This window comes from Kineosporia sp. NBRC 101677, from assembly GCF_030269265.1.
GTDB classification, from domain to species: Bacteria; Actinomycetota; Actinomycetes; order Actinomycetales; family Kineosporiaceae; genus Kineosporia; species Kineosporia rhizophila.
Window position 1 is genome coordinate 372,906 of the sequence record NZ_BSTA01000007.1, and the last position, 20,421, is coordinate 393,326.

Below are 20,421 nucleotides of genomic sequence, written 5' to 3' on the forward strand. Positions count from 1 at the left end.
GGGAGGTCGTCCGTGCTCGCCCCCAAGGCCCGCCCGTCGTTCTTCAGGGCGGCCATGACCGCCGCCGCGATCGCCTCGCTGGGCACGCTGCCGCTGCAGCTGCTCAGCAACCAGTCCGTGATGATCCGTGCCGACCTGCACTTCGGCGAGGCCGCCCAGGGTCTGCTGGTCTCGGTCGCGTTCGGCATCGGGGCCCTGGTGTCGGTGGCGATCACCCGCTTCGGCGAGGTGCACGGCCGTCGTCCGCTTACCCTGCTGGCCGCCGCCTGCACTCTGGCCTGCGCGCTGGGGATCGCGCTGCTGGCCCACCACTACCTGGTGCTGCTGCTGTTCGTGCTCATCGGCGGGGTAGGCCAGGCCGGGCTGACCACCGCAGCCAACTTCAGCTTGTCCGAGACGGTGGCGCCCGGGCGACAGGGGCTGGGGTTCGGGGTCAAGCAGTCTGCTCCCCCGGCGGCTGCGCTCATTGCCGGGTTGGCCGTGCCGGCGGTTGGTCTGTGGCTGGGCTGGCGCTGGACCTATGGCCTGCTGGCGCTGAGCGCCGTGACCTTGCTCCTGGCCGCCACGCGCATCCCCCGCAAGGCCGCCCCATCTGCTCCCGGCGTCCGCAATTCTGCCGCCCCCACCGCGGCCACCACCGACGTCCCTCGTTCTGCCGCCCCCCTCCCCCAAACCGTCGCCGTCGCCACCGCGGCCACCACCGACGTCCCTCGTTCTGCCGCCCCCATCCCCCAAACCGCCGCCGTCGCCGCCGCGGCCACCACCGACGTCCCTCGTTCTGCCGCCTCCACGCACCAAACCGCCGGGGACCCCACCGCCCCCGCCACCAACGTCCCCAGTTCTGCCACCCTCACCCACAAAACCGCCGCCACCACTACCGCGCCCACCACCGACGTCCCCAGTTCGCCCCCATCGCCCCACCCCGCGCAGCCGCCCGCCCCACTCGAATCAGCCCCCCGGTCGGCCCTTTTCCTCACCGCCTGCGCCATGCTCACCGCGAACGGCTCCGCCATGGCGCTGATCGCCTTCCTCCCCCAGTGGGCCCACCTCTCCGGCCTTTCCGCGTCCACCGCCGGGTTCTTCGTGGCCGCCTGCAGCGCGTTGGCCATCACCGGGCGTCTTCTCGTGGGCGCCGCCGCCGACCGCCGCAACGGTCGCAACCTGCCCGTCGTCACCCTGCAGATGGCCGCCGGATCGATCGGCCTGGCCCTACTCGCCCTCGGCAACGTGCCGCTCGTGCTGATCGGGGGCCTGGTCGCTTTCGCCCTGGGATGGTCCTGGCCCGGGCTGCTGATCTTCGCCGTGGTCCGGCTCGGCCGTGACCGTCCGAACAGCGCAGCCGCCTTTGTTCAGGCCGGGGCGTTCGCCGGCGGCGCTTTCGGCCCCCTGCTGTTCGGGCTCGTGGCCGGTTCGGCCGGCTACCCGGCGGCCTGGCTGGTGATGGCGGTCGGGATGGCAGTGGGCGCCGCCCTGCTCACGCTGGCCCGGCGTCAGTTCGTCGCCGATCTCAAGATCCGTCCGGTGGCGCGCACCGCCTGAGAAACGAAGAACACCCCCGGCCTTCGCAGGCCGGGGGTGTTTCTCGTGCAGGACCGGTCAGTCCAGGTAGTCGCGCAGCACCTGGGAACGGCTCGGGTGCCGGAGCTTCGACATCGTCTTGCTCTCGATCTGCCGGATGCGCTCGCGGGTCACGCCGTAGACCTTGCCGATCTCGTCGAGCGTCTTCGGCTGGCCGTCGGTGAGGCCGAACCGCATCGAGACCACGCCGGCCTCCCGCTCGGACAGCGTGTCGAGCACCGAGTGCAGCTGTTCCTGCAGCAGCGTGAACGAGACCGCGTCGGCCGGGACCACGGCCTCGGAGTCCTCGATCAGGTCACCGAACTCGCTGTCGCCGTCCTCACCGAGGGGGGTGTGCAGCGAGATCGGCTCCCGGCCGTACTTCTGGACCTCGATGACCTTCTCCGGGGTCATGTCGAGTTCCTTGGCCAGCTCCTCCGGGGTGGGCTCGCGGCCCAGGTCCTGGAGCATCTGGCGCTGCACGCGGGCCAGCTTGTTGATGACCTCGACCATGTGCACCGGGATCCGGATGGTGCGGGCCTGGTCGGCCATGGCCCGGGTGATCGCCTGCCGGATCCACCAGGTGGCGTACGTGGAGAACTTGTAGCCCTTGGTGTAGTCGAACTTCTCGACCGCGCGGATCAGACCGAGGTTGCCCTCCTGGATCAGGTCCAGGAACTGCATGCCACGGCCGGTGTAGCGCTTGGCCAGCGAGACGACCAGCCGCAGGTTGGCCTCGAGCAGGTGGTTCTTGGCCCGGCGGCCGTCCTCCGCGATCCACTGCATCTCGCGGCGGTTCTTCGGCTCCATCTTCTCGCCGGAGTTCAGCCGCTCCTCGGCGAACAGGCCGGCCTCGATCCGCTTGGCGAGCTCGACCTCCTGCTCGGCGTTGAGCAGCGCGACCTTGCCGATCTGCTTCAGGTAGTCCTTGATCGGGTCGGCGGTGGCGCCGGCCGTCATGACCTGCTGCGCCGGGGCGTCGTCGTCGTCGTTGTTGGAGAGGACGAACGCGCCCTCCTCCTCCTTCGCCGGCGTGGCGGGCGCACCGGGGGCGGCCGGGGCGGCCCCCTCCTTGGCGGCAGCGGGCTCGGCCGAGTCGTCGCTGTCGTCGTCGGACTCCTCGGAGTCGGCGTCGTCGGCGGTGTCGCCCTCGACGTCGACCTCGACCTCCTCGAGGTCACCGTCGACGATCTCGACGTCCTCGAGGTCGCCGTCCTCGGAGTCGTCGGCGTCGCCTTCACCCTTCGGCTTGGCGACGGCCTTCTTGGCGGTGGCCTTCTTGGCCGCCGCCTTCTTCACGGTCTTCTTGGCGACCGGCCGGGCCTCGGCGGCCGGGGCACCCTCACCGTCGGCCGCCACCGTGGTGGCCGCGGCGGCGGTGGTGGTGGTGACCGGGGCCGGCTTGGGCTTGGCCGGGGTCTTCGCGGTGGCCGCGGTGACCCGGGAGGCGGTGGCCGCGACGGCGCGTCGCGAGCTCTTGGCCTCCTGCGGGACCTCGATCACGACACCGGCGTCGTCGAGCGCGCGAAGGACGGGACGCATACGCGCCATCGGGACGGCCGCCTCCTCGCAGGCGACGCGCACGGCGGCAGCGTCGACGGAGCCTCGGGTCGCGCCGAGGCGGAGCAGCTCTTGGAGTGCGGGGTGACCGAACTCGGGCGGGAGAGGCCGGGGGGACGGAACCGACGACACGGACTACCTTTCGTCGTGAGCCAGCGCACCCGGGCAGGGCACGCTGTGCTGTCGAACTACGGCTTGGAACTACGTCTGGAAGTGAGTGGGCGACCCTGTTACTCAACGCAGGAAGGGCCCCGATGATGCCCAGTTAGCGCCGGTGATGTTGAGAGTCAAGCCCAGTCAACTGTTCATTGTTGCACACGCAAGGGCAGGTTGGCGAAACCTACCGCAACCACCAGGGTACGTCCTTGGAAACGCCCGTCCACCGGAATTACTCCCGGAGGGTCCTGTGAACTTGCCCAGCGGCCCGGTTCGGGGCCGGCTCCGGGCCGGCTCGGGGCTAGCTCCGGGCGGCCTTCGCCGCCGCCTTGACCGACTTCTTGTGCTCGCGCACCTTCTGCAGCGAGGCGTCGTCGACCACGTCGGCCACCGAGCGGAAACCCTCCAGGCCGTAGTCGCCGGCCGCCGTGCGCCAGCCCTCGGGGGCGACGCCGGCCTGCTTGCCCAGGAGGGCGACGAAGATCTTGGCCTTCTGCGGCCCGTACCCCGGCAGCGCGTTCAGCCGCTTGTACAGCTCGGCGCCGGTGGTCACGTCCCGCCAGATCGCCTCGGTGTCGCCGTCGTACTGCTCGAGGACCGCCCGGGCCAGCTCCTGCACCCGGGCCCCCATGGACTTCGGGTAGCGGTGCACGGCCGGCGGGCCGGTCATGATCTCGGTGAACCGTTCCTCGGCGGTGGCGGCGACGACCTTCGGGTCGAGGTCGTCGGTGCCGAGCCGGTCCGCGATCAGCCGGGGCCCCGCGAACGCCTTCTCCATCGGCACCTGCTGGTCCAGCAGCATGCCGGTGAGCAGGGCGAACGGGTCGCGGGCGAGCAGCTCGTCGGCGGCCGGCTGCTGGGCCAGGCGGATCGTCCGGGTCAACGGATGCTCTGGCGCTCGTCGACGCCGGTCACCGAGAGGGTGAACACCTCGCCGTCGTGCCCGGAATCGTCCAGGGGGGCGCGCTGGTCGACCTTGACCGCCAGCACCGGGCAGGAGGAGTCGAGCAGGATGCGCTGGGCGCTGCCGCCGAGGATGCGCTTGCCCACCCCGGTACGCCGGCGCAGGCCGATCACGATCAGCTCGGCCCCGGTCTCCTCGGCCACCGCGAGCACGTCGTCGGCCGGCTCGTAGGCGTCGCGGATCCAGCGGATCTCCAGCTCGGGCTCGAGCAGGCCGAGCTCGGCGCAGATCGCCCGGACCTCGGCCTCGGAGGCCTCGAGCGCGGGCCGGCGGGCACCGTAGTTCTCGGCCGGCTGCTGCTCGGAACTGACCACGACCAGCCGGGTCCGGCGCAGGCGGCATTCCTCGACGGCGCGCCGCAGAGCAGCTCGCCCCTCGGTGGTGGGCACAAATCCGACCAGTACTGGCATAGGAACCTCCTGCCGGGGACGTTACCCCACCGACCACCCCGGGGACACCGGCCGTAGCCCAGAACGTACGGTGATCCCCATGGCCGGCGGCGATGGCAACGGATGGGTGCAGTGCGATTGTGGCCATCGGCACTGGGGTCGCCACGGTGCGGCCGGCCTGGCCCTGGTGCGGCCGGGGGTCCGGCCACGGGTCCTGCTTCAGTTGCGTGCTGCCTGGACGCACGAGGGCGGTACGTGGGGTCTGGTGGGTGGCGCCCGGGACAGTCACGAGACTGTAGCCGAGGCAGCCCTGCGGGAAGCGGTGGAAGAGGCCGAGGTCGAGCCCGATCTGATAACGGTTGCCCGGGAGCTGGTGGGGACCGACCACGGCAACTGGACGTACACCTACGTGATCGGCCTGGCCGACGCGCGGCTCACGGCCACCGACGCGACGCCGGAGAGCGATGCGCTGGAGTGGGTGGACCTGGACGAGGTGGCCGGGCGGGCTCTGCACCCGGCCTTCGGCGGCTCGTGGACACCCCTGCTGGCCGCGATCCGCGAGGTGCTGCTGGTGCGGTCCGGGCAGTAGGCCCTTCGGGAATTGAGGACGGGTGCGGTCGCCTCAGGGGCCCGGTCACCTCAGGGGCCCGGTCACCCCAGGGGCTTGGTCACCTCGGGGCCTGGTCGGCTTGGTCACCTCAGGGGCCCGGTCACCCCAGGGGCTTGGTCACCTCGGGGCCTGGTCGGCTTGGTCACCTCAGGGGCCCGGTCGCCTCAGCGGGCGGCCAGCTCCCGGCCGGCGGGCTCGCCGAGCAGCTCCAGCAGGATCTCGCCGACCCGGTCGACCTCGACCAGGAACCCGTCGTGGCCGTAGGGCGAGTCGATCACCCGCAGCGGCGCGCAGTCCGGGATGCCCGCGGCGATCTCGGCGTTCTGCTCGGGCGTGTACAGCCGGTCGCTGGAGATCGCCGCCACCGCGCTGCGGGCGGTGACCCGGCCCAGCGCGGCCGCCACCCCGCCGCGCCCCCGGCCCACGTCGTGCGAGTTCATCGCCTCGGTCAGGACCAGGTACGAGTTCGCGTCGAAGCGGTGGGTGAGCTTGTTGGCGTGGTGGTCGAGGTAGGACTCCACCGCGAAGCGCCCGCCGCCGCCGAGCGGGTTCTCGCCCTGCTGGGGCAGCCGGCCGAAGCGCAGGTTGATCTCCGCCTCGGAACGGTAGGTGGTGTGCGCGATCCGGCGGGCCACGCCGAGGCCGGCGTGCGGGCCCTGGCCGGGCCCGGCGTCGTAGTAGTCGCCGCCGCGGAAGTTCGCGTCGCTGCGGATCGCCATCAGCTGGGCCGAGCACCAGGCGATCTGGTCGCCGGTGGCCGCAGGGGTGGAGGCCAGCACGTACAGCCGCTCCACCCGCTCCGGCTCGGTGACCGCCCACTCCAGCGCCCGCATGCCCCCCATCGAGCCGCCGACCACCAGGGCCCAGCGGCCGATGCCGAGCTGGTCGGCCAGGGCCCGCTCGGCCGCGACCTGGTCGCGCACGGTCAGGTAGGGGAAGCGGCTGCCGTAGGGCCGGCCGTCGGGGGCCGGGCTGGACGGCCCGGTGCTGCCCTGACAGCCGCCCAGCACGTTCGGGGCCACCACGAACCAGCGGTCGGTGTCGAGCTCGCGGCCGGGCCCGATCAGCCCGTTCCACCAGCCGGCGGTGGCGTGCCCGGGACCGGCGTCGCCGACCACGTGGCTGTCGCCGGTGAGGGCGTGCAGCACCAGCACCGCATTGTCACCGGAGGGCGAGAGCTCGCCCCAGGTCTCGTAGGCCATCCCGACGTTCTCGAGACGCCCACCCCGCTCGAGCGAAATGTCCCCGACCTGGGCGAAGAGCCGCCCACCGCGGGGATCTCCGGCCCGCCAGGCGCCGGATGCCGGCGGCACTGCGGGCACGGAAACCTCCTGCGTACTCATTCAGCCGACCTTCGCCGCCCGGAACCCGGCCTCGAGGTCGGCAAGGATGTCCGTGATGTTCTCCAGTCCCACCGACAGCCGCACCAGGCCGGGGGTGACCCCGGTGGCCCGCTGTTCCTCCTCGGTGAGCTGGCTGTGCGTGGTGCTGGCGGGGTGGATCACCAGGCTGCGCACGTCGCCGATGTTGGCGACCAGGCTGTGCAGCTCGAGGGCGTCGACGAACCGGCGCCCGGCCTCCACCCCACCCTTGATCTCGAAGGCCACGATGGCGCCGGTGCCCTTCGGGGCGTACTTGCGGCCCAGCTCGTACCAGCGGCTGGTGGGCAGGCCGGCGTAGGCCACCGACTCCACCTCGTCGCGGGCCTGGAGCCAGGTGGCGACCTCCTGGGCGTTCTGCACGTGCCGCTCGATCCGCAGGCTCAGCGTCTCCAGCCCCTGGGCGATCACCCAGGCGTTGAACGGCGAGGCGGCCGGGCCCAGGTCGCGCAGCAGCTGCACCCGGGCCTTCAGGATGAACGACAGGTTGGCCCCCAGTGCGCTGCCGACGCCGAGGTCACGGCCGTAGACCAGGCCGTGGTAGCTCGGGTCGGGCTGGTTGAAACCGGGGAAACGCTCCGGCTCGGCGGTGTAGTCGAACCGGCCGCCGTCGACGATCACCCCGGCGATCGCCCCGCCGTGGCCGCCGATGTACTTGGTGGCCGAGTGCACCACCACGTCGGCGCCCCACTCCAGCGGACGGATCAGGTAGGGCGTGGCCACGGTGTTGTCGACCACCAGGGGCACCCCGGCCGCGTGGGCGACCCCGGCCACCCCCTCGATGTCGAGCACGTCCTGCTTGGGGTTGGAGATCGTCTCGGCGAAGAACGCCTTGGTGTTCGGCCGGACCGCGGCCCGCCAGGAGTCCAGGTCGTCCGGGTCCTCGACGAAGCCGACCTGGATGCCGAGCTTGGGGAAGGTGTAGTGGAACAGGTTGTAGGTGCCGCCGTAGAGGCTGGGGCTGGCCACGATGTGGTCACCGGCCTCGGCCACGTTGAGCAGCGCCAGCGTCTCGGCCGACTGACCGGAGGCCACCAGCAGCGCCCCGACCCCGCCCTCGAGGCTGGCCAGGCGCTGCTCCACCACGTCGGTGGTGGGGTTGTTGAGCCGGGTGTAGATGTTCCCGAACTCCTTGAGCCCGAACAGGTTCGCAGCGTGCTCGGTGCTGTCGAACACGTACGAGGTGGTCTGGTAGATCGGCAGCGCGCGGGCACCCGTGGTGGGATCGGGCGACTGCCCCGCGTGGATCTGCCGGGTCTCGAACGACCAGTCGGCGCTCATCTGCACTCCTCCAGGCTCAGGGGCACAGGGGACCCGTGCCCTGGCAGGCCGTGGGGCCCGCCGGTGTCGAGACGGGTCGACTGGTGTCGACCGCGCTTGCTGTCGCACTGCGACGGCCTGGTCATCACCCGGGGCACCCCACCGCGGAACGAGGGTTGCCGACCAGCAAGCCGGGGCTTGTCGCTGGTACTCATGACCTGAAGGAACAGTAATCGAGCAGTTGCGGGTTGGCCCAGGTCGTCTCAGAATCTGGACTCTCCCGGGCCGGCCGGTCGCGCGCATCACCCGGCCCGCCCTTGGGTGCCCTCGGACATCTCGACCCACGGTGGGGCGACGCCGGTGGCGCAGAGCGTCTCGACCAGACCGGCCAGGCGCGGCAACTCGCCGGGCAGCTCCGGGTTCTCGGCCCGCAGCCGTTCCATCAGCAGCCGGGTGCGCACCCCGTTGCCCCGGAACCAGGCCAGCAGTGCGAGCACGGCCAGGATCGGCCCCCGCTCGGTGACCGTGCCCCGCCGGGCCAGTGCGGCCAGGATCTCCTCGCCGCGGGCGAACAGCTCGCGGTTGGGCGGGCCGGAGAACAGCGAGCCCCAGTGTTCGGACAGGTCGGCCGGGACCTGCCCGGCCAGCAGCTGGTGCAGGAGGCGACCGCGGGCGGGGCCCGGGGCAGCGGCGAGCCGGACGAAAACGGCGTCGCGCAGGTGCGAGTCGGCCAGTTCGGCGAGGCCCAGCTGCTCGGTCTCCCAGCCCGGCACCCGGCTGAGCAGCGCGTTCCAGGTGCGCCACCAGCGGCGCCGGTCGCGTTCGCCGAGCGCGGCCGGCGTCGACGGCTCCTCCTGCACAGCCGAGGGATCCGGCTGCTCGTCCGGCGGGGAGACCGGATCGCCCACGTCGCCGATCACGTCGCTCTCGCTGTCGGCCAGCCGGTCGCCGCGCAGCACGTGGGCCATCGCGACCCGGCTGGACTCCACCTCGGACAGCGGCCTTCCCCCGGCCGGACAGCAGTTCTCGTCGGGACAGGCCAGCGAGCGGTAGGCGGTGGGGGTGACCCCGATCAGGTCGTAGAGCCAGACCCCGGCCTCGAGCATGCGGTGCGGCAGGGCCCGGGCCACCGGTGGGGCGGGCACCGCCAGCGCATCGTGCGCCGCCACGATCGCCACCACCCGCAACCAGACCCCGCCGGAACCGTCCGGCCCTTCCCGCTCCTCGTCGGAGACGTCCGGCGGGCCACCGGGCGGCACCCCGGCGAAAGCGGCTGCGCCGGGCCCGGTCACCGCCTCGACCGCGGCGTCGAGCACGTCGGCCACCCCCACCGGACCGAACCAGGCCGGCGTCAGGTCGATCCGCAGCATCGACCCGACCCGGCCGCGGGGACCGTGCAGCGCGATCAGCACGAGACTGTTGAGAGGCCGGAAACCCAGCGTGTACCAGACCGAAGCGATCAGATCAGCGGGCCCGGCCTGGTTCACCGTGAGGTCGGAGGAGGACATGCCCCGATGCTGCCCGGAGACCGGCCACCAGAACCGCTTTCGGCAGCAGCCTGTGGAAAACCCCGGGATCGTGGACGTCAGGTCCACCACGACGGGCCGGTTCAGAAGTCGCGGTAGCACGGGCCGCCGGACAGGGCGGCCAGCCCGCGCCGGTCGCCCACCTCGAACCCCTCCTGGTGCGGCTCGGCGGTGGGCGTGCGGTACATCAGCTCCCCCGGGTCCTCCACGTGGTCCAGCCCCACCAGGTGCCCGAACTCGTGCAGGACCACCGCGTCGATGCGGTCCCGACCGTCGCTCCAGGTCGCCACCTCGCCCAGGTGCTCCCGGTTCAGGTAGACCACTCCGCTGACATACCGGCGCTCCCCCGGCGACGTCCCCGACACCGCATCCGGACCGGCCAGCCCGGCGAAGCCCTTCATGTGCGGGTACTCGGCCGGATCGGTCCAGGCGACCAGCACCGGCGCCCAGCGATTCCCGTAGCGCTCGCGGTTCTGGGCGGGGCGGTTGACGGTGGGCGGCTCGGTCGTGCCCCCGTCGAAGGTGAAGCGCAGACCCGTGACCCGCTCGATCTCCCGTACCGCCCGTTCGATCGCCGGTTGCCCTCCGGGCGGCGCCCCCTGCGAGCGCACCACGTAGTGCACCGGACGGCAGGGGTCCCATCGCACGGGCACGCCGGAGCCGTCGTCCTGGTACTCCAGAAGCTTGAAACCTCCCGTACCGGAGGGCGCCGGGGCGGGGGTAGCCAGTGGGGCGGCAGCCAGGTCCTGCGGAAGCGAGGGATGCACCGAGGCCGGACCGCCGCGCATCCACCGCCCACTCGGGTCAGATGCAAAGACCAGCGACAGGGCGAAGAGCAGAACCAGACAGACGGCGAGTCCGGCGGTAAGGAAACCCACAGGGCGAGACGTTCGCTGCGCGCCGGCCGGGCCCAGGGCACCCGTCGACGGCTCCCGACGGGCCGTGTCCACACCAGAGACGTCGTCCTGGGAACAGGTCGGCTACATCGGCCCAAAGGGTGGTCGCTGCTTCGTGCGCAAGTCCAACGAGCCAAAGGCGACTTATGGACGTCCGTCGCGCCGAACGTCCGTAAGCAGACGAACAAAGGCGACCGTAGAGCGCGAGCCGGCCACCCCCGTCCTCGGACGGATCTACCCGACCTCGGCCGAGTCTCCCCCGGCTCGCTTGGCCGCGTACATGGCCTCGTCGGCCCGGCTCAGCCACTCCTGCTCGTCGATCGGCGCCGTTCGCACCGCGATCCCGATGCTGGCGCTGACCTCGGCGCTCGCCGACTGCGGGCAGGTGCGGACGGTTTCCAGCAGCCGCACCGCCAGGGCCCGCGCCTTTCTCTCCTCCAGCGCCGCGACCACCACGAACTCGTCGCCGCCCCAGCGCGCCACCACGTCCTCCAGCCGCGCCGCGGTGCGCAGAGCGGCCGAGACCTCCTGCAGCACCACGTCCCCCGCGAGGTGGCCCTTCGTGTCGTTGACCTCCTTGAACCCGTCGAGGTCGATCAGCAGCAACGCCACCGGCTCCCCTGCGGGCAGCGACGCCGCCTCGGAGATGGCATCTGCTCCCCCGCGCCGGTTCACCAGGTTGGTCAGCGGATCCAGGCGCGCCGCACGAGCCAGCACCCGTCGCTCGTCCGCCCCGCGCAACAGGTCCACCCGCGCCCGGAACAACGCATTCAGCAACCCCGACGTCTCGTCCTCCCGCCGCGCGGCCAGCCTCAGGTACTCGACCGTGCCACTGCCGGGAGCGAAGACCGGTGCCTGCTCGGCGAGCATCACCTCGTAGGCCAGGACCTGGCGTTCCATCTCCACCACGTGGTCGTGCGACATGGCCAGGACCCGACGGCCGAGCGCCACCGCCTCCTCGGCCCGGTCGAGCCGGACCAGCGACCGGATCACGCCGATCGCCCAGAACACCTGGGCCGACGCCGCCTTCGGCCCCTCCTCCAGCGAGACCCCGGCGGGCCCGGTCAGTCGAGCCAGCGCCTGGGCCGGATCACCGAGCATCGCGTCGGGCAGCGCGCTGAGCACCTGCCTCTCCAGCTCCACCACGCGGAAAGTACGCCCGCCGTCGATCTGCGCCGCCCGGGTGATCGCGGCGACTGCTTCTTCCAGCAACTCCCGCCCAGCCGCGAACGGGGGTCGGTGAGCGGCCCGTACCCCCCGCTCGGCGAATCCGAAGGCCAGATTGCTCAGGCGGGCGACCTGCTGGTGCCTGGGTAGGTGCTTCTCCACGGAGTCCAGGCGGCGCTGAACGTCCGGCTCGCCCTCGGTCACCCCGATCATCCGATGCGCCAGTACGAGCGCACCGAGCGCCGTTTGCACGTCCTGGTCCAGCAGATCGGTCAGGCCGTCGGCGCCGGCGGTGGCGTGGGCCAGCTGTTCCACCGCCTGCTCACGCTGCCCTTCCCTGCGCAGCAGTTCGACCAGCAGGGAGCGCGCCTGCACCGCGCCGGCGGGATTGCCGGTGTCCCGGCAGAACGCGACCAGTTCACGGGCGACCATGACGGCGATCGGGGTCTCGTTGAGCATCATCAGGCTGAGCGCCTGCACGAAAAGGGCTGCGGCGTGGGCCCGGGGTTCGATCGGGGAGCGCAGCGCCTGTTCCACTTCAGCCAGGACGTCTTCGGCGAACCCGTCCTGGGCTCGCACCACCCAGTCGGCGCGCGCCTCGAGAACCGCCTGGGAACTCCAGGGCCGGTGCGTGCCGGGCGACGACCCGGACAGCGGCACGAGGGCCGCGTCGAGGGTGCGGGAACGGAGCGGGGAAGGGCTGGTCTGGTGAGCGTCGTAAGAACTGATGGGGCCCACCTCCTGGTCGGGCTGACGGTCGACGTTCTTGCCACGGACGGTGGTGCGGTTCGGGCGTTCCGTAGTATTCCGCTCCCCGCTGTGCGTCGTGCGCTCGCCCCCACCGTTTCGGCACCAAGCGCCAGAACAAGGGATCACCCGCCGATGAACGACAAATTATTCTCCGGTGTTTCGCCCTGCCGAAGAGATCACCTGAGACTAATGTCACGATTCGCTACTGTTCCGCTGCCCGCTGTGCCCGACGCGAACACCTGCTCCCCGGCCGGGTGAGGTACCCCCGTTAAGGTTGCCGAGCCAATAGCCGTCCGGTTTGCACGGGAGCCCGAGCCATGTCCGTACGTCGCGTCGCACTGCTCACCGCGGGGGGTCTGGCCCCCTGCCTGTCCTCCGCCGTCGGCGGCCTGATCGAGCGTTACACCGAGATCGCCCCCGAGGTGGAGATCATCGGCTACCGGAGCGGTTACGCCGGCCTGCTCGGCGGCGACTACATCCAGGTCACCCCGGAACTCCGGGAAAAGGCGCACCTGCTGCACCGGTTCGGCGGCAGCCCGCTCGGCAACAGCCGGGTGAAGCTGACCAACGTGGCCGACTGCGTGCGGCGCGGGCTGGTCCAGGAGGGCCAGGACCCGCTCAAGGTCGCCGCGGAACAGCTCACCAAGGACGGGGTGGACGTCCTGCACACGATCGGCGGCGACGACACCAACACCACCGCCGCCGACCTGGCCGCCTACCTGCACGGCAACGGCTACGAGCTGACCGTGGTGGGCCTGCCCAAGACGATCGACAACGACGTGGTGCCGATCCGCCAGAGCCTGGGCGCCTACACGGCGGCCGAACAGGGCGCGGTCTACGCCCGCAACATCGTCGCCGAGCACTCCTCGAACCTGCGCATGCTGATCGTGCACGAGGTGATGGGGCGCAACTGCGGCTGGCTGACGGCGGCGACCGCGGCGAAGTACCGCGAGTGGGTCACCGAGCAGCAGTACGCCGGTTTCGGCAACGACATCCGTTCCTGGGACGTGCACGCGGTGTTCGTGCCCGAGCTGGACATCGACCTGGAGGCCGAGGCCACCCGGCTGCGCCGGCAGATGGACGAGGTCGGCGCGGTGAACATCTTCCTGTCCGAGGGGGCGGGGGTGGACTCGATCGTGGCCGAGCTGATCGCCCGGGGCGAGGAGCCCGACCGGGACGCGTTCGGGCACGTGAAGCTCGACACGATCAACCCCGGTCAGTGGTTCGCGAAGCAGTTCGCCGAGAAGGTCGGCGCCGAGAAGGTCCTGGTGCAGAAGAGCGGCTACTTCGCCCGCTCGGCGGCGGCCAACGCGCAGGACCTGCACCTGATCAAGGGCTGCGTGGACCTGGCCGTGCAGAGCGCGCTGGAGGGGGTCAGCGGGGTGATCGGGCACGACGAGGAGCAGGACAACCGGCTCCGGGCGATCGAGTTCCCGCGGATCCGCGGCGGCAAGCCGTTCGACACCTCGCAGCCCTGGTTCGACGAGCTGCTCTCGGCGATCGGGCAGGAGAAGGGCACTCCGGTCGCCACCTCTCACTAGAACTCCCCAGAACCAGAACTGGGGACGCCGGATGCAACCTCTGCGGGCTCCGTCGCGTTTGGGTGCCTGTGGAGGTTCTCCGGAAGGGGAACCACGAAGGAGGCAGAGGTAACCCCCATGGACGCGATCCGGTTCGTCCTCAACGTGTTCTGGTTCGTCTTCGCCGGCTTCTGGCTGGCGCTGGCCTACGCCCTGGCCGGGCTGGTCATGTTCATCCTGATCGTCACCATCCCGTTCGGCATCGCCTCGTTCCGGCTGGCCGGTTTCGTGCTCTGGCCGTTCGGGCGCACGCTGGTGCCGCAGCACGACGCGGGCACCCCGTCGATGATCGGCAACGTGCTCTGGTTCGTGCTGGCCGGCGTCTGGATCGCGATCGGCCACGTGATGACCGGCCTCGCGCTGTGCGTGACCATCGTCGGCATCCCGTTCGGCTGGGCCAACATCAAACTCGCCCTGGTGGCCCTGGCCCCGCTGGGCAAAGAGGTCGTCTCGTCCGACAACCCGCGTGCTCTGCCGGTGGCCTACGCGTCCTGACCACCCGTCCCGGGCCGGTAGCTTGAGCCGGATATCCGCTTGAGCTGCCGCCCGGGATGAAAGAGTCTCTGAGTCATGTCTGCAACCCTGCTCGCCCGCGAACTCGCCGCCGGGCACGGTGACCGCCAGCTGTTCAGCGGCCTCGACCTGGTCGTCGCCCCCGGTGACGTGGTCGGTCTGGTCGGGGCCAACGGCGCCGGGAAGTCCACCCTGCTGAAGATCCTCGCCGGGCTGGACGAGGCCGAGAGCGGCCGGGTCTCGCTGAGCCCGGAACAGGCCACGGTCGGCTACCTGCCCCAGGAGCACGAGCGGCGCGCGGGTGAGACGGTGCTGGAGTTCCTGTCCCGGCGCTGCGGGATCACCGCGGCCCAGGCCGAGATGGACGCCACCGCCGAGGCTCTGGCCGACGGCGGCGACGGTGAGGCCTACTCGGTGGCGCTGGAGCGCTGGCTGGCCCTGGGCGCCGCCGACTTCGACGAGCGGGCCGAGCAGGTCACCGAGGAGATCGGCCTGCGCTCGGGGCTGACCGGCGGCCTGGACTCGGCGATGACCTCGCTCTCCGGCGGGCAGGCGGCCCGGGCCGGCCTGGCCTCGCTGCTGCTCAGCCGCTACGACGTGATCCTGCTCGACGAGCCCACCAACGACCTGGACCTGGACGGCCTGGCCCGGCTGGAGCGCTTCGTGGCCGAGCTGCGCTCGGGGGTGGTGGTGGTCAGTCACGACCGTGAGTTCCTGGCCCGCACGGTCACCCGGGTGGTCGAGCTGGACCTGGCCCAGCAGCAGGTCAGCGTGTTCGGCGGTGGTTACGAGGCCTACCTGGAAGAGCGCGAGGTGGCCCGGCGGCACGCCCGCGAGGCCTACGAGGACTACGCCGACACCCGCGCCGGTCTGGAGGAACGCGCCCGCACCCAGCGCAACTGGATGGACAAGGGAGTGCGCAACGCCCGGCGCAAGGCCACCGACAACGACAAGTTCGTGCCCAACTTCCGGGCCGAGTCGGCCGAGAAGCAGGCCGCCAAGGCGCGTCAGACGCAGCGGATGATCGAGCGGCTGGACGTGGTCGAGGAACCGCGCAAGGAGTGGCAGCTGCAGTTCGAGATCGCGGTGGCCGCCCGTTCCGGTTCGGTGGTGGCGACGCTCGACCAGGCGGTCGCCCAGCGCGGGCCGTTCCGGCTGGGCCCGGTCACGCTGCAGGTCGACTGGGCCGACCGGATCGCGATCACCGGCCCCAACGGCTCCGGCAAGAGCACCCTGCTGTCACTGCTTCTGGGACGTTTGGCGCCGGCATCGGGGAGGGCGTCACTCGGGTCGGGGGTCGTGGTCGGGGAGATCGACCAGGCCCGCTCGGCGTTCACCGGGGACGACACGGTGGCGCAGGCGCTCAGCGCCCACGTGCCGGACTGGCCGGACGCTGAAGTACGCACTCTGCTGGCCAAGTTCGGCCTCGGGGCGCGCCATGTGCTGCGCCCGGCCGGCACCCTCTCCCCCGGCGAGCGCACCCGCGCCGGGCTCGCGCTGCTGCAGGCGCGCGGGGTGAACCTGCTGGTGCTGGACGAGCCCACGAACCATCTCGACCTGCCCGCGATCGAACAGCTGGAGCAGGCGCTGGAGTCGTTCGGCGGCACCCTGCTGCTGGTCTCGCACGACCGGCGGCTGCTGGAGGCGGTCCGGGTGACCCGGCGCTTCGCGGTCTCGGCGAGCGACGGGGTGGGCACGGTCACCCAGAGCTGACCGGAGCGCCGTTGACCAGAGGCCCGGAGGACTCGGCGACGTCCAGGCAGTCACGGTGGCTGCCGACGTCGTCGGAGTCGAAGAACACCCCCTCCTCCTCGGTGGAACGCGCGGTGCTCCAGGTCTGCCCGGCGCGTTGCACCACGATGGAGCCGACGCCCTGCTGACGTGAGTCGTGCAGGGCGACCACGGCGCAGTCACCGAAGCGCTCGGTCCAGGCGACCGAGACATCGGTGACGCCGGTGCGCTGCCGGTACTGCTCGACCGCGGCCCGGCCGGCGGCCTCGTCGGACCGGTGGTCCAGGACCAGCCAGACGCCACCGGCCACCAGCAGGACGGCGAAGCAACTGCCCCAGCGGACGAAACGCCTCATTCGGCCCATGATGGCGGGCGTCACCGCGAAGTGTCGCCGGTCGGCGCGAGTTCACTCGAAGTGTTCTTGTCGGTGGTGGCGGGCAGAGTAGGTCCCGTGCTTCTCTCCGAGATCGCGGCGGCCTCCGAGGCCGTCTCCGCCGCCTCCGCCCGGCGCGAGAAGATCGCGCTGCTGGCGGCCTGCCTGCGCCAGGCCTCGGGCAGCGATGCCCCGGTGGTGGCGGCCTGGCTGTCCGGGCGCACGTTCCAGCGGCGCACCGGCCTGGGCTGGGCCTCGCTGCGCTCCGCACCCCCGCCGGCCCCGCAGCCCACGCTCAGCGTGCGCGAGGTCGACGATGCACTGACCCGGGCCTCGTTGCTCACCGGGCCCGGCTCCAGCGGCGAGCGGCAGCAGATCGTGCACTCGCTCATGGCGGCCGCCACCGCGCCCGAGCAGCGCCTGCTCTCCGGCCTGATCTCGGGTGAACTGCGGCAGGGGGCGGCGGCCGGGCTGATCGTCGATGCGGTGGCCAAGGCCGCCGAGGTCCCCCTGGCCGCGGTGCGCCGGGCACTGGCCGTGCACGGCGACCTGCCCGACGTGGCCGCGGCGGCGCTGGAGGGCGGGGCCGACTCGCTGAACGCCTTCCAGCTCTCGGTCGGCCGCGCCCTGGCCCCCATGCTCGCCGCGCCCGCCCCCGAACTCGGCGCGGCCCTGAGCAAGACCGGCCCGGCCGGGGTGGAGTGGAAGCTCGACGGCGTGCGGGTGCAGATCCACCGGCGGGCCGAAGAGGTGGCCGTGTTCACTCGCACGCTCGACGACATCACCGCCCGGGTACCCGAAGTGGTCCAGGCCGTGCGGGCTCTCGGGGTCGGTGAGGCCATCCTCGACGGTGAGGTGATCGCCACCACCGCCTCCGGCCGTCCTGCCCCCTTCCAGGTCACCTCGGCGCGGGTGGCCCGGCGCGACGTCGAGAGTGCCCGCGCCGCAACCCCGCTCGGCCTCACCCTGTTCGACGCGCTGCACGTCGACGGCGACGACCTGATCGACCAGCCCGGCTCGGCCCGCCGCACCCGGCTGGAGGCGGCTGCGCCTGAACTCGTGGTCCCCCGGCACGTGGTGGAGGATCCGGCGGATGAAGGCGAAGTGGCCCGGGCCGAGGCGTTCGCGGCCGACACCCTGGCCCGTGGCCACGAGGGCGTCGTGGTGAAGTCGCTGGCCTCCGCCTACACGATGGGCCGGCGCGGGGCGGGCTGGGTCAAGGTCAAGCCGCGGATCACGCTGGACCTGGTGGTGCTGGCCGCCGAGTGGGGGCACGGCCGGCGCACCGGCAAGCTGTCCAACCTGCACCTGGGCGCCCGCGATCCCGAGGGTGAGTACGGCCCGCCGGGCGGCTTCGTGATGCTGGGCAAGACCTTCAAGGGCCTGACCGACCAGATGCTGGCCTGGCAGACCGAGAAGCTGCGCGAGCTCACCGAGAAGGAGTCGCGGTGGGTGGTGCAGGTGCGCCCCGAACTCGTGGTCGAGATCGCCTTCGACGGGGTGCAGCGCTCCCCCCGCTACCCGGCCGGCCTGGCGCTGCGGTTCGCGCGGGTGCTGGCCCACCGGCCGGACAAGGCCGCGGCCGAGGCGGACACGATCACCACGGTCCGCAGCCATCACGTCGTCGAAGAAGAGGACACCGGGCCGGAGACGGCCGAATGAGAGGAAAGAGCTTGGCGGGCAAGAGGCAGGACGAAGCGGCATCCGAGGCGGTCACGTGGGACGAGGCGGATCCCCCGGCCCCGGAAGAGGACTGGCCGCTGGAGAACGAGAGCAAGCTCGTCCTGGCCGGGCTGCTGCTGTTCCTCGGCACCACGCTGCTCGGCGGGTTCGTCCTGCTCATGGTCCTGGTCTCCACCGGCCTGCCGCACGTCCCCGAGATCGACCACGACGTGGCCACCGGGGCCCACGGTTACGTCGTCGACCGGCCCTGGCTGGACTCGATCCTGACGGTGCTGGGCCACGCCACCGAGCCGTTCGTGATCCGGGCGATCTTCCTGATCCCGGCCTTCGTCCTCTGGCGGCACGGAGCCCGCCGGGCGGTGGCCTGGATGGTGGTCACGCTCGCCATCGGCGGCACGCTCAACGCGGTGGTCAAGCTGCTGGTCGACCGGGCCCGTCCCGACCTGCCGGATCCGATCTACCTGGCCGCCGGGGCCAGCTTCCCCTCCGGCCACACCACCAACGCGGTGATGTTCGCGGGCATCGTGGTGGTGCTGCTCGAGCCGAGCCTGCGCCACCACGTCCGGCTCCCGTCCGACGGGTTCTACCTACGCAGCACCCGGGCCCGGGTGGCGCTGTGGTCCGGCGCCCTGGCCTTCCCGGTGATCGTCGCCCTGGACCGGCTCGGCCTCGGCGTGCACTACCTCACCGACGTGATCGGCGGATTCCTGTTCGGCCTCTCGGTGCTGATGATCACCCTGGTGGCGTTCAGCCACAGCCGGACGCTGAAGATCTGGCCGCGTAAACAGGCGCCCACCCGCGCCTGAGCCCGCACGAGAAACCGGTGGGCCTGCTGACCAGCAGGCCCACCGGCGTCCTCCGGCGGTTCTGGTCGGTCGAGCCTCAGACCAGGTGGTCGAACTCGCCCTTCTTGGCACCGTCGAGCCAGGCGTCCCACTCCCCCGGCGTGAACGACAGGACGTCACCGGTCTCGCCGTCCTTGGAGTAGCGGACCTCGATCATGTCGCCGGTGCGGCGCATCTCGACGAACTCGTCGCTGCCCTCGGCGCCGCTCGCCCTGATCCACGTGCTGTCGATGCTCATCACGAACCCCCGAAAAGTACGGATCACCGATCAAACACAGGCAGGGTACCCAGATCGCGACGGATGGTCACCTCGCCTGAGCACAGCGTCAGCCGAGCTCAGGCGTCTCAGCTGTCGCCGCGGCCCTTGCGGTCGTTCTCCTCGGCCAGGAACCGTTCCAGCTCGGCCCCGAGCTCGTCGGCCGTGGGCAGCTCGCCCGGGCCGTCGGCCAGCGGGAGCGCGTTGCCCTCGCCCGCGGCGTAGGCGTCGTACTGCTGCTCGAGCGCGCTGACCACCGCTGCGACCTCGGGCTGGCCGGCCACCTGCTCCTCGATCGCCGCCCGGGTCTCGATGCCCGCCTCGATCAGCGAGCCGGTGGGCAGGGTGAGGTCGGCGACATCGGCCACCGCGTCGACCAGGGCGACCGCCGCGTCGGGGAACTCGGCCTGGGTGAGGTAGTGCGGCACGTGCACCGCGAAGCCGGCCGCGTCCTTGCCCGCCTGCCCGAGCCGCAGCTCCAGCAGTCCGGCCACGTTGCCCGGCACCTGCACGTTGCCCGACCAGGAGTTCTTGATGTCGATCAGGTTGCGCCGGGTGGCGTGGGCGGTCATCCCCGCAGGGCGGGTGTGCGGCACGGCCATCGGGATGGCGTGCACGCCCACGGTCAGCCGCACGTCGTAGTGATCGACGAGCTGGGTGACCGCGACGACGAACCGCTCCCACTGGATGTCCGGCTCGGGGCCGGTGAGCATCAGGAAGCCCCGGCCCTCCACGTCCCTGACCTCTTCCAGGATCAGCCGGGGAGCCTCGTAGCTCTCCCAGTGGTTCTCCATGAACGTCATCGGAGGACGGCGGGCCCGGTAGTCGTACAACTGGTCGACGTCGAACGTGGCCAGCACCCGGTGCTCCAAAGAGCTCAGCAGGTGCTCACCGGCCAGCCGGCCGGCATTGCCCGCGTCGATGAATCCGCCCAGGGCGTGGACCAGCACCGGGCGGTCGAGCTCTCCCTCGGCCGGCTGTTCCTCGGCGAGCGTGTACAGATCCCGCGGATCCAGCACGTGCGTCCTCCTCCATCGCCGGGCGCGGCTGCGACCCTCGCGCGTTGTGGTTCGTCGGCCCCGTCCGCGCTCCGGCCGACCCTTCGGGTCGGCGCCGTGGAACGGGCACCCGGCACCTACAACGCTACCGGTTCGTCGCAGAATCCCGGATCCGGTGTCCACCCTGAGCGAACAGCGTGGATCACACCCGCCGGGACCGCACACCGG

At 71.6% G+C, this 20,421-nt stretch carries 18 protein-coding genes and 1 riboswitch; of the genes, 7 read left to right on the forward strand and 11 right to left on the reverse strand.

The features are described from left to right. Window positions 1-12 precede the first annotated feature (12 nt). Window positions 13-1,539 (forward strand): MFS transporter, encoded by a 1,527-nt coding sequence (locus tag QSK18_RS22445; protein WP_285622831.1) that lies wholly within the window; start codon window positions 13-15, stop codon window positions 1,537-1,539. Window positions 1,540-1,596: 57 nt separating this feature from the next. Here QSK18_RS22445 and QSK18_RS22450 read toward each other — a convergent pair whose 3' ends face one another. From QSK18_RS22450 to QSK18_RS22460, 3 genes are all read right to left on the reverse strand, one after another. Continuing rightward, complete coding sequence (locus QSK18_RS22450; RefSeq protein ID WP_285622834.1) at window positions 1,597-3,249, reverse strand: RNA polymerase sigma factor; 1,653 nt, start codon at window positions 3,247-3,249, stop codon at window positions 1,597-1,599. Window positions 3,250-3,574: 325 nt separating this feature from the next. Beyond that, window positions 3,575-4,156, reverse strand: a complete 582-nt coding sequence (locus QSK18_RS22455; RefSeq protein WP_232811918.1) for an HhH-GPD-type base excision DNA repair protein — start codon at window positions 4,154-4,156, stop codon at window positions 3,575-3,577. After that, window positions 4,153-4,647 carry a universal stress protein gene (locus QSK18_RS22460; protein WP_232811917.1) on the reverse strand — a complete coding sequence of 165 codons (495 nt, stop codon included), beginning with the start codon at window positions 4,645-4,647 and terminating at the stop codon, window positions 4,153-4,155. Before QSK18_RS22460 ends, QSK18_RS22455 begins: the two co-directional genes overlap by 4 nt. 79 nt (window positions 4,648-4,726) lie before the next feature. Between QSK18_RS22460 and QSK18_RS22465 the strand changes: the two genes are divergently transcribed. Continuing rightward, window positions 4,727-5,215, forward strand: coding sequence for an NUDIX domain-containing protein (locus QSK18_RS22465; protein WP_232811916.1), 489 nt, complete (start codon window positions 4,727-4,729; stop codon window positions 5,213-5,215). 185 nt (window positions 5,216-5,400) lie between these two features. Here QSK18_RS22465 and metX read toward each other — a convergent pair whose 3' ends face one another. The 5 genes from metX to QSK18_RS22490 all read right to left on the reverse strand — a co-directional run bounded on the left by metX (window position 5,401) and on the right by QSK18_RS22490 (window position 12,202). Continuing rightward, window positions 5,401-6,579 (reverse strand): homoserine O-acetyltransferase MetX, encoded by a 1,179-nt coding sequence (gene metX, locus QSK18_RS22470; RefSeq protein ID WP_232811915.1) that lies wholly within the window; start codon window positions 6,577-6,579, stop codon window positions 5,401-5,403. Continuing rightward, window positions 6,580-7,896: a bifunctional o-acetylhomoserine/o-acetylserine sulfhydrylase gene (locus QSK18_RS22475; RefSeq protein WP_232811914.1), complete on the reverse strand. Its 1,317-nt coding sequence runs from the start codon at window positions 7,894-7,896 to the stop codon at window positions 6,580-6,582. Between the two features lie 87 nt (window positions 7,897-7,983). Next, a riboswitch (SAM riboswitch) is annotated at window positions 7,984-8,094 on the reverse strand. A gap of 83 nt (window positions 8,095-8,177) precedes the next feature. Next, the gene (locus tag QSK18_RS22480; RefSeq protein ID WP_285622844.1) at window positions 8,178-9,383 is read right to left on the reverse strand and encodes a DUF4192 family protein; all 1,206 of its coding nucleotides are present in this window, start codon (window positions 9,381-9,383) and stop codon (window positions 8,178-8,180) included. 101 nt (window positions 9,384-9,484) lie between these two features. Next, a complete protein-coding gene (locus tag QSK18_RS22485; RefSeq protein WP_232811912.1) occupies window positions 9,485-10,279 on the reverse strand; it encodes a matrixin family metalloprotease in 795 nt (264 codons plus the stop codon). A 252-nt stretch (window positions 10,280-10,531) separates the two neighbouring features. Next, on the reverse strand, window positions 10,532-12,202 hold the full coding sequence (locus QSK18_RS22490) for a GGDEF domain-containing protein (protein ID WP_285622848.1): 1,671 nt from the start codon (window positions 12,200-12,202) through the stop codon (window positions 10,532-10,534). 329 nt (window positions 12,203-12,531) lie between these two features. Here QSK18_RS22490 and QSK18_RS22495 point away from each other — a divergent pair, with 329 nt between their 5' ends. From QSK18_RS22495 to QSK18_RS22505, 3 genes are all read left to right on the forward strand, one after another. Further along, the gene (locus QSK18_RS22495) at window positions 12,532-13,755 is read left to right on the forward strand and encodes a pyrophosphate--fructose-6-phosphate 1-phosphotransferase (RefSeq protein WP_285622851.1); all 1,224 of its coding nucleotides are present in this window, start codon (window positions 12,532-12,534) and stop codon (window positions 13,753-13,755) included. 117 nt (window positions 13,756-13,872) lie between these two features. Next, on the forward strand, window positions 13,873-14,289 hold the full coding sequence (locus tag QSK18_RS22500; protein WP_285622854.1) for a YccF domain-containing protein: 417 nt from the start codon (window positions 13,873-13,875) through the stop codon (window positions 14,287-14,289). A gap of 75 nt (window positions 14,290-14,364) precedes the next feature. Continuing rightward, on the forward strand, window positions 14,365-16,020 hold the full coding sequence (locus QSK18_RS22505) for an ABC-F family ATP-binding cassette domain-containing protein (protein ID WP_285622857.1): 1,656 nt from the start codon (window positions 14,365-14,367) through the stop codon (window positions 16,018-16,020). On the opposite strand, the gene QSK18_RS22510 is transcribed toward QSK18_RS22505, so the two are convergent. Next, a complete protein-coding gene (locus QSK18_RS22510; RefSeq protein ID WP_285622860.1) occupies window positions 16,007-16,393 on the reverse strand; it encodes a hypothetical protein in 387 nt (128 codons plus the stop codon). The two genes, QSK18_RS22505 and QSK18_RS22510, sit on opposite strands and share 14 nt — an antisense overlap. 96 nt (window positions 16,394-16,489) lie before the next feature. Between QSK18_RS22510 and QSK18_RS22515 the strand changes: the two genes are divergently transcribed. Both QSK18_RS22515 and QSK18_RS22520 read left to right on the forward strand, forming a co-directional pair. Further along, window positions 16,490-18,073, forward strand: coding sequence for an ATP-dependent DNA ligase (locus QSK18_RS22515; protein ID WP_285622863.1), 1,584 nt, complete (start codon window positions 16,490-16,492; stop codon window positions 18,071-18,073). An 11-nt stretch (window positions 18,074-18,084) separates the two neighbouring features. Further along, window positions 18,085-18,900 carry a phosphatase PAP2 family protein gene (locus QSK18_RS22520; RefSeq protein ID WP_232811905.1) on the forward strand — a complete coding sequence of 272 codons (816 nt, stop codon included), beginning with the start codon at window positions 18,085-18,087 and terminating at the stop codon, window positions 18,898-18,900. Between the two features lie 76 nt (window positions 18,901-18,976). Here QSK18_RS22520 and QSK18_RS22525 read toward each other — a convergent pair whose 3' ends face one another. After that, window positions 18,977-19,177 (reverse strand): DUF397 domain-containing protein, encoded by a 201-nt coding sequence (locus tag QSK18_RS22525; RefSeq protein WP_285622868.1) that lies wholly within the window; start codon window positions 19,175-19,177, stop codon window positions 18,977-18,979. A 107-nt stretch (window positions 19,178-19,284) separates the two neighbouring features. After that, entirely contained in the window at window positions 19,285-20,214 is a 930-nt protein-coding gene (locus QSK18_RS22530; RefSeq protein WP_232811903.1) for a PAC2 family protein, read from the reverse strand. Between the last annotated feature and the right edge of the window lie 207 nt (window positions 20,215-20,421).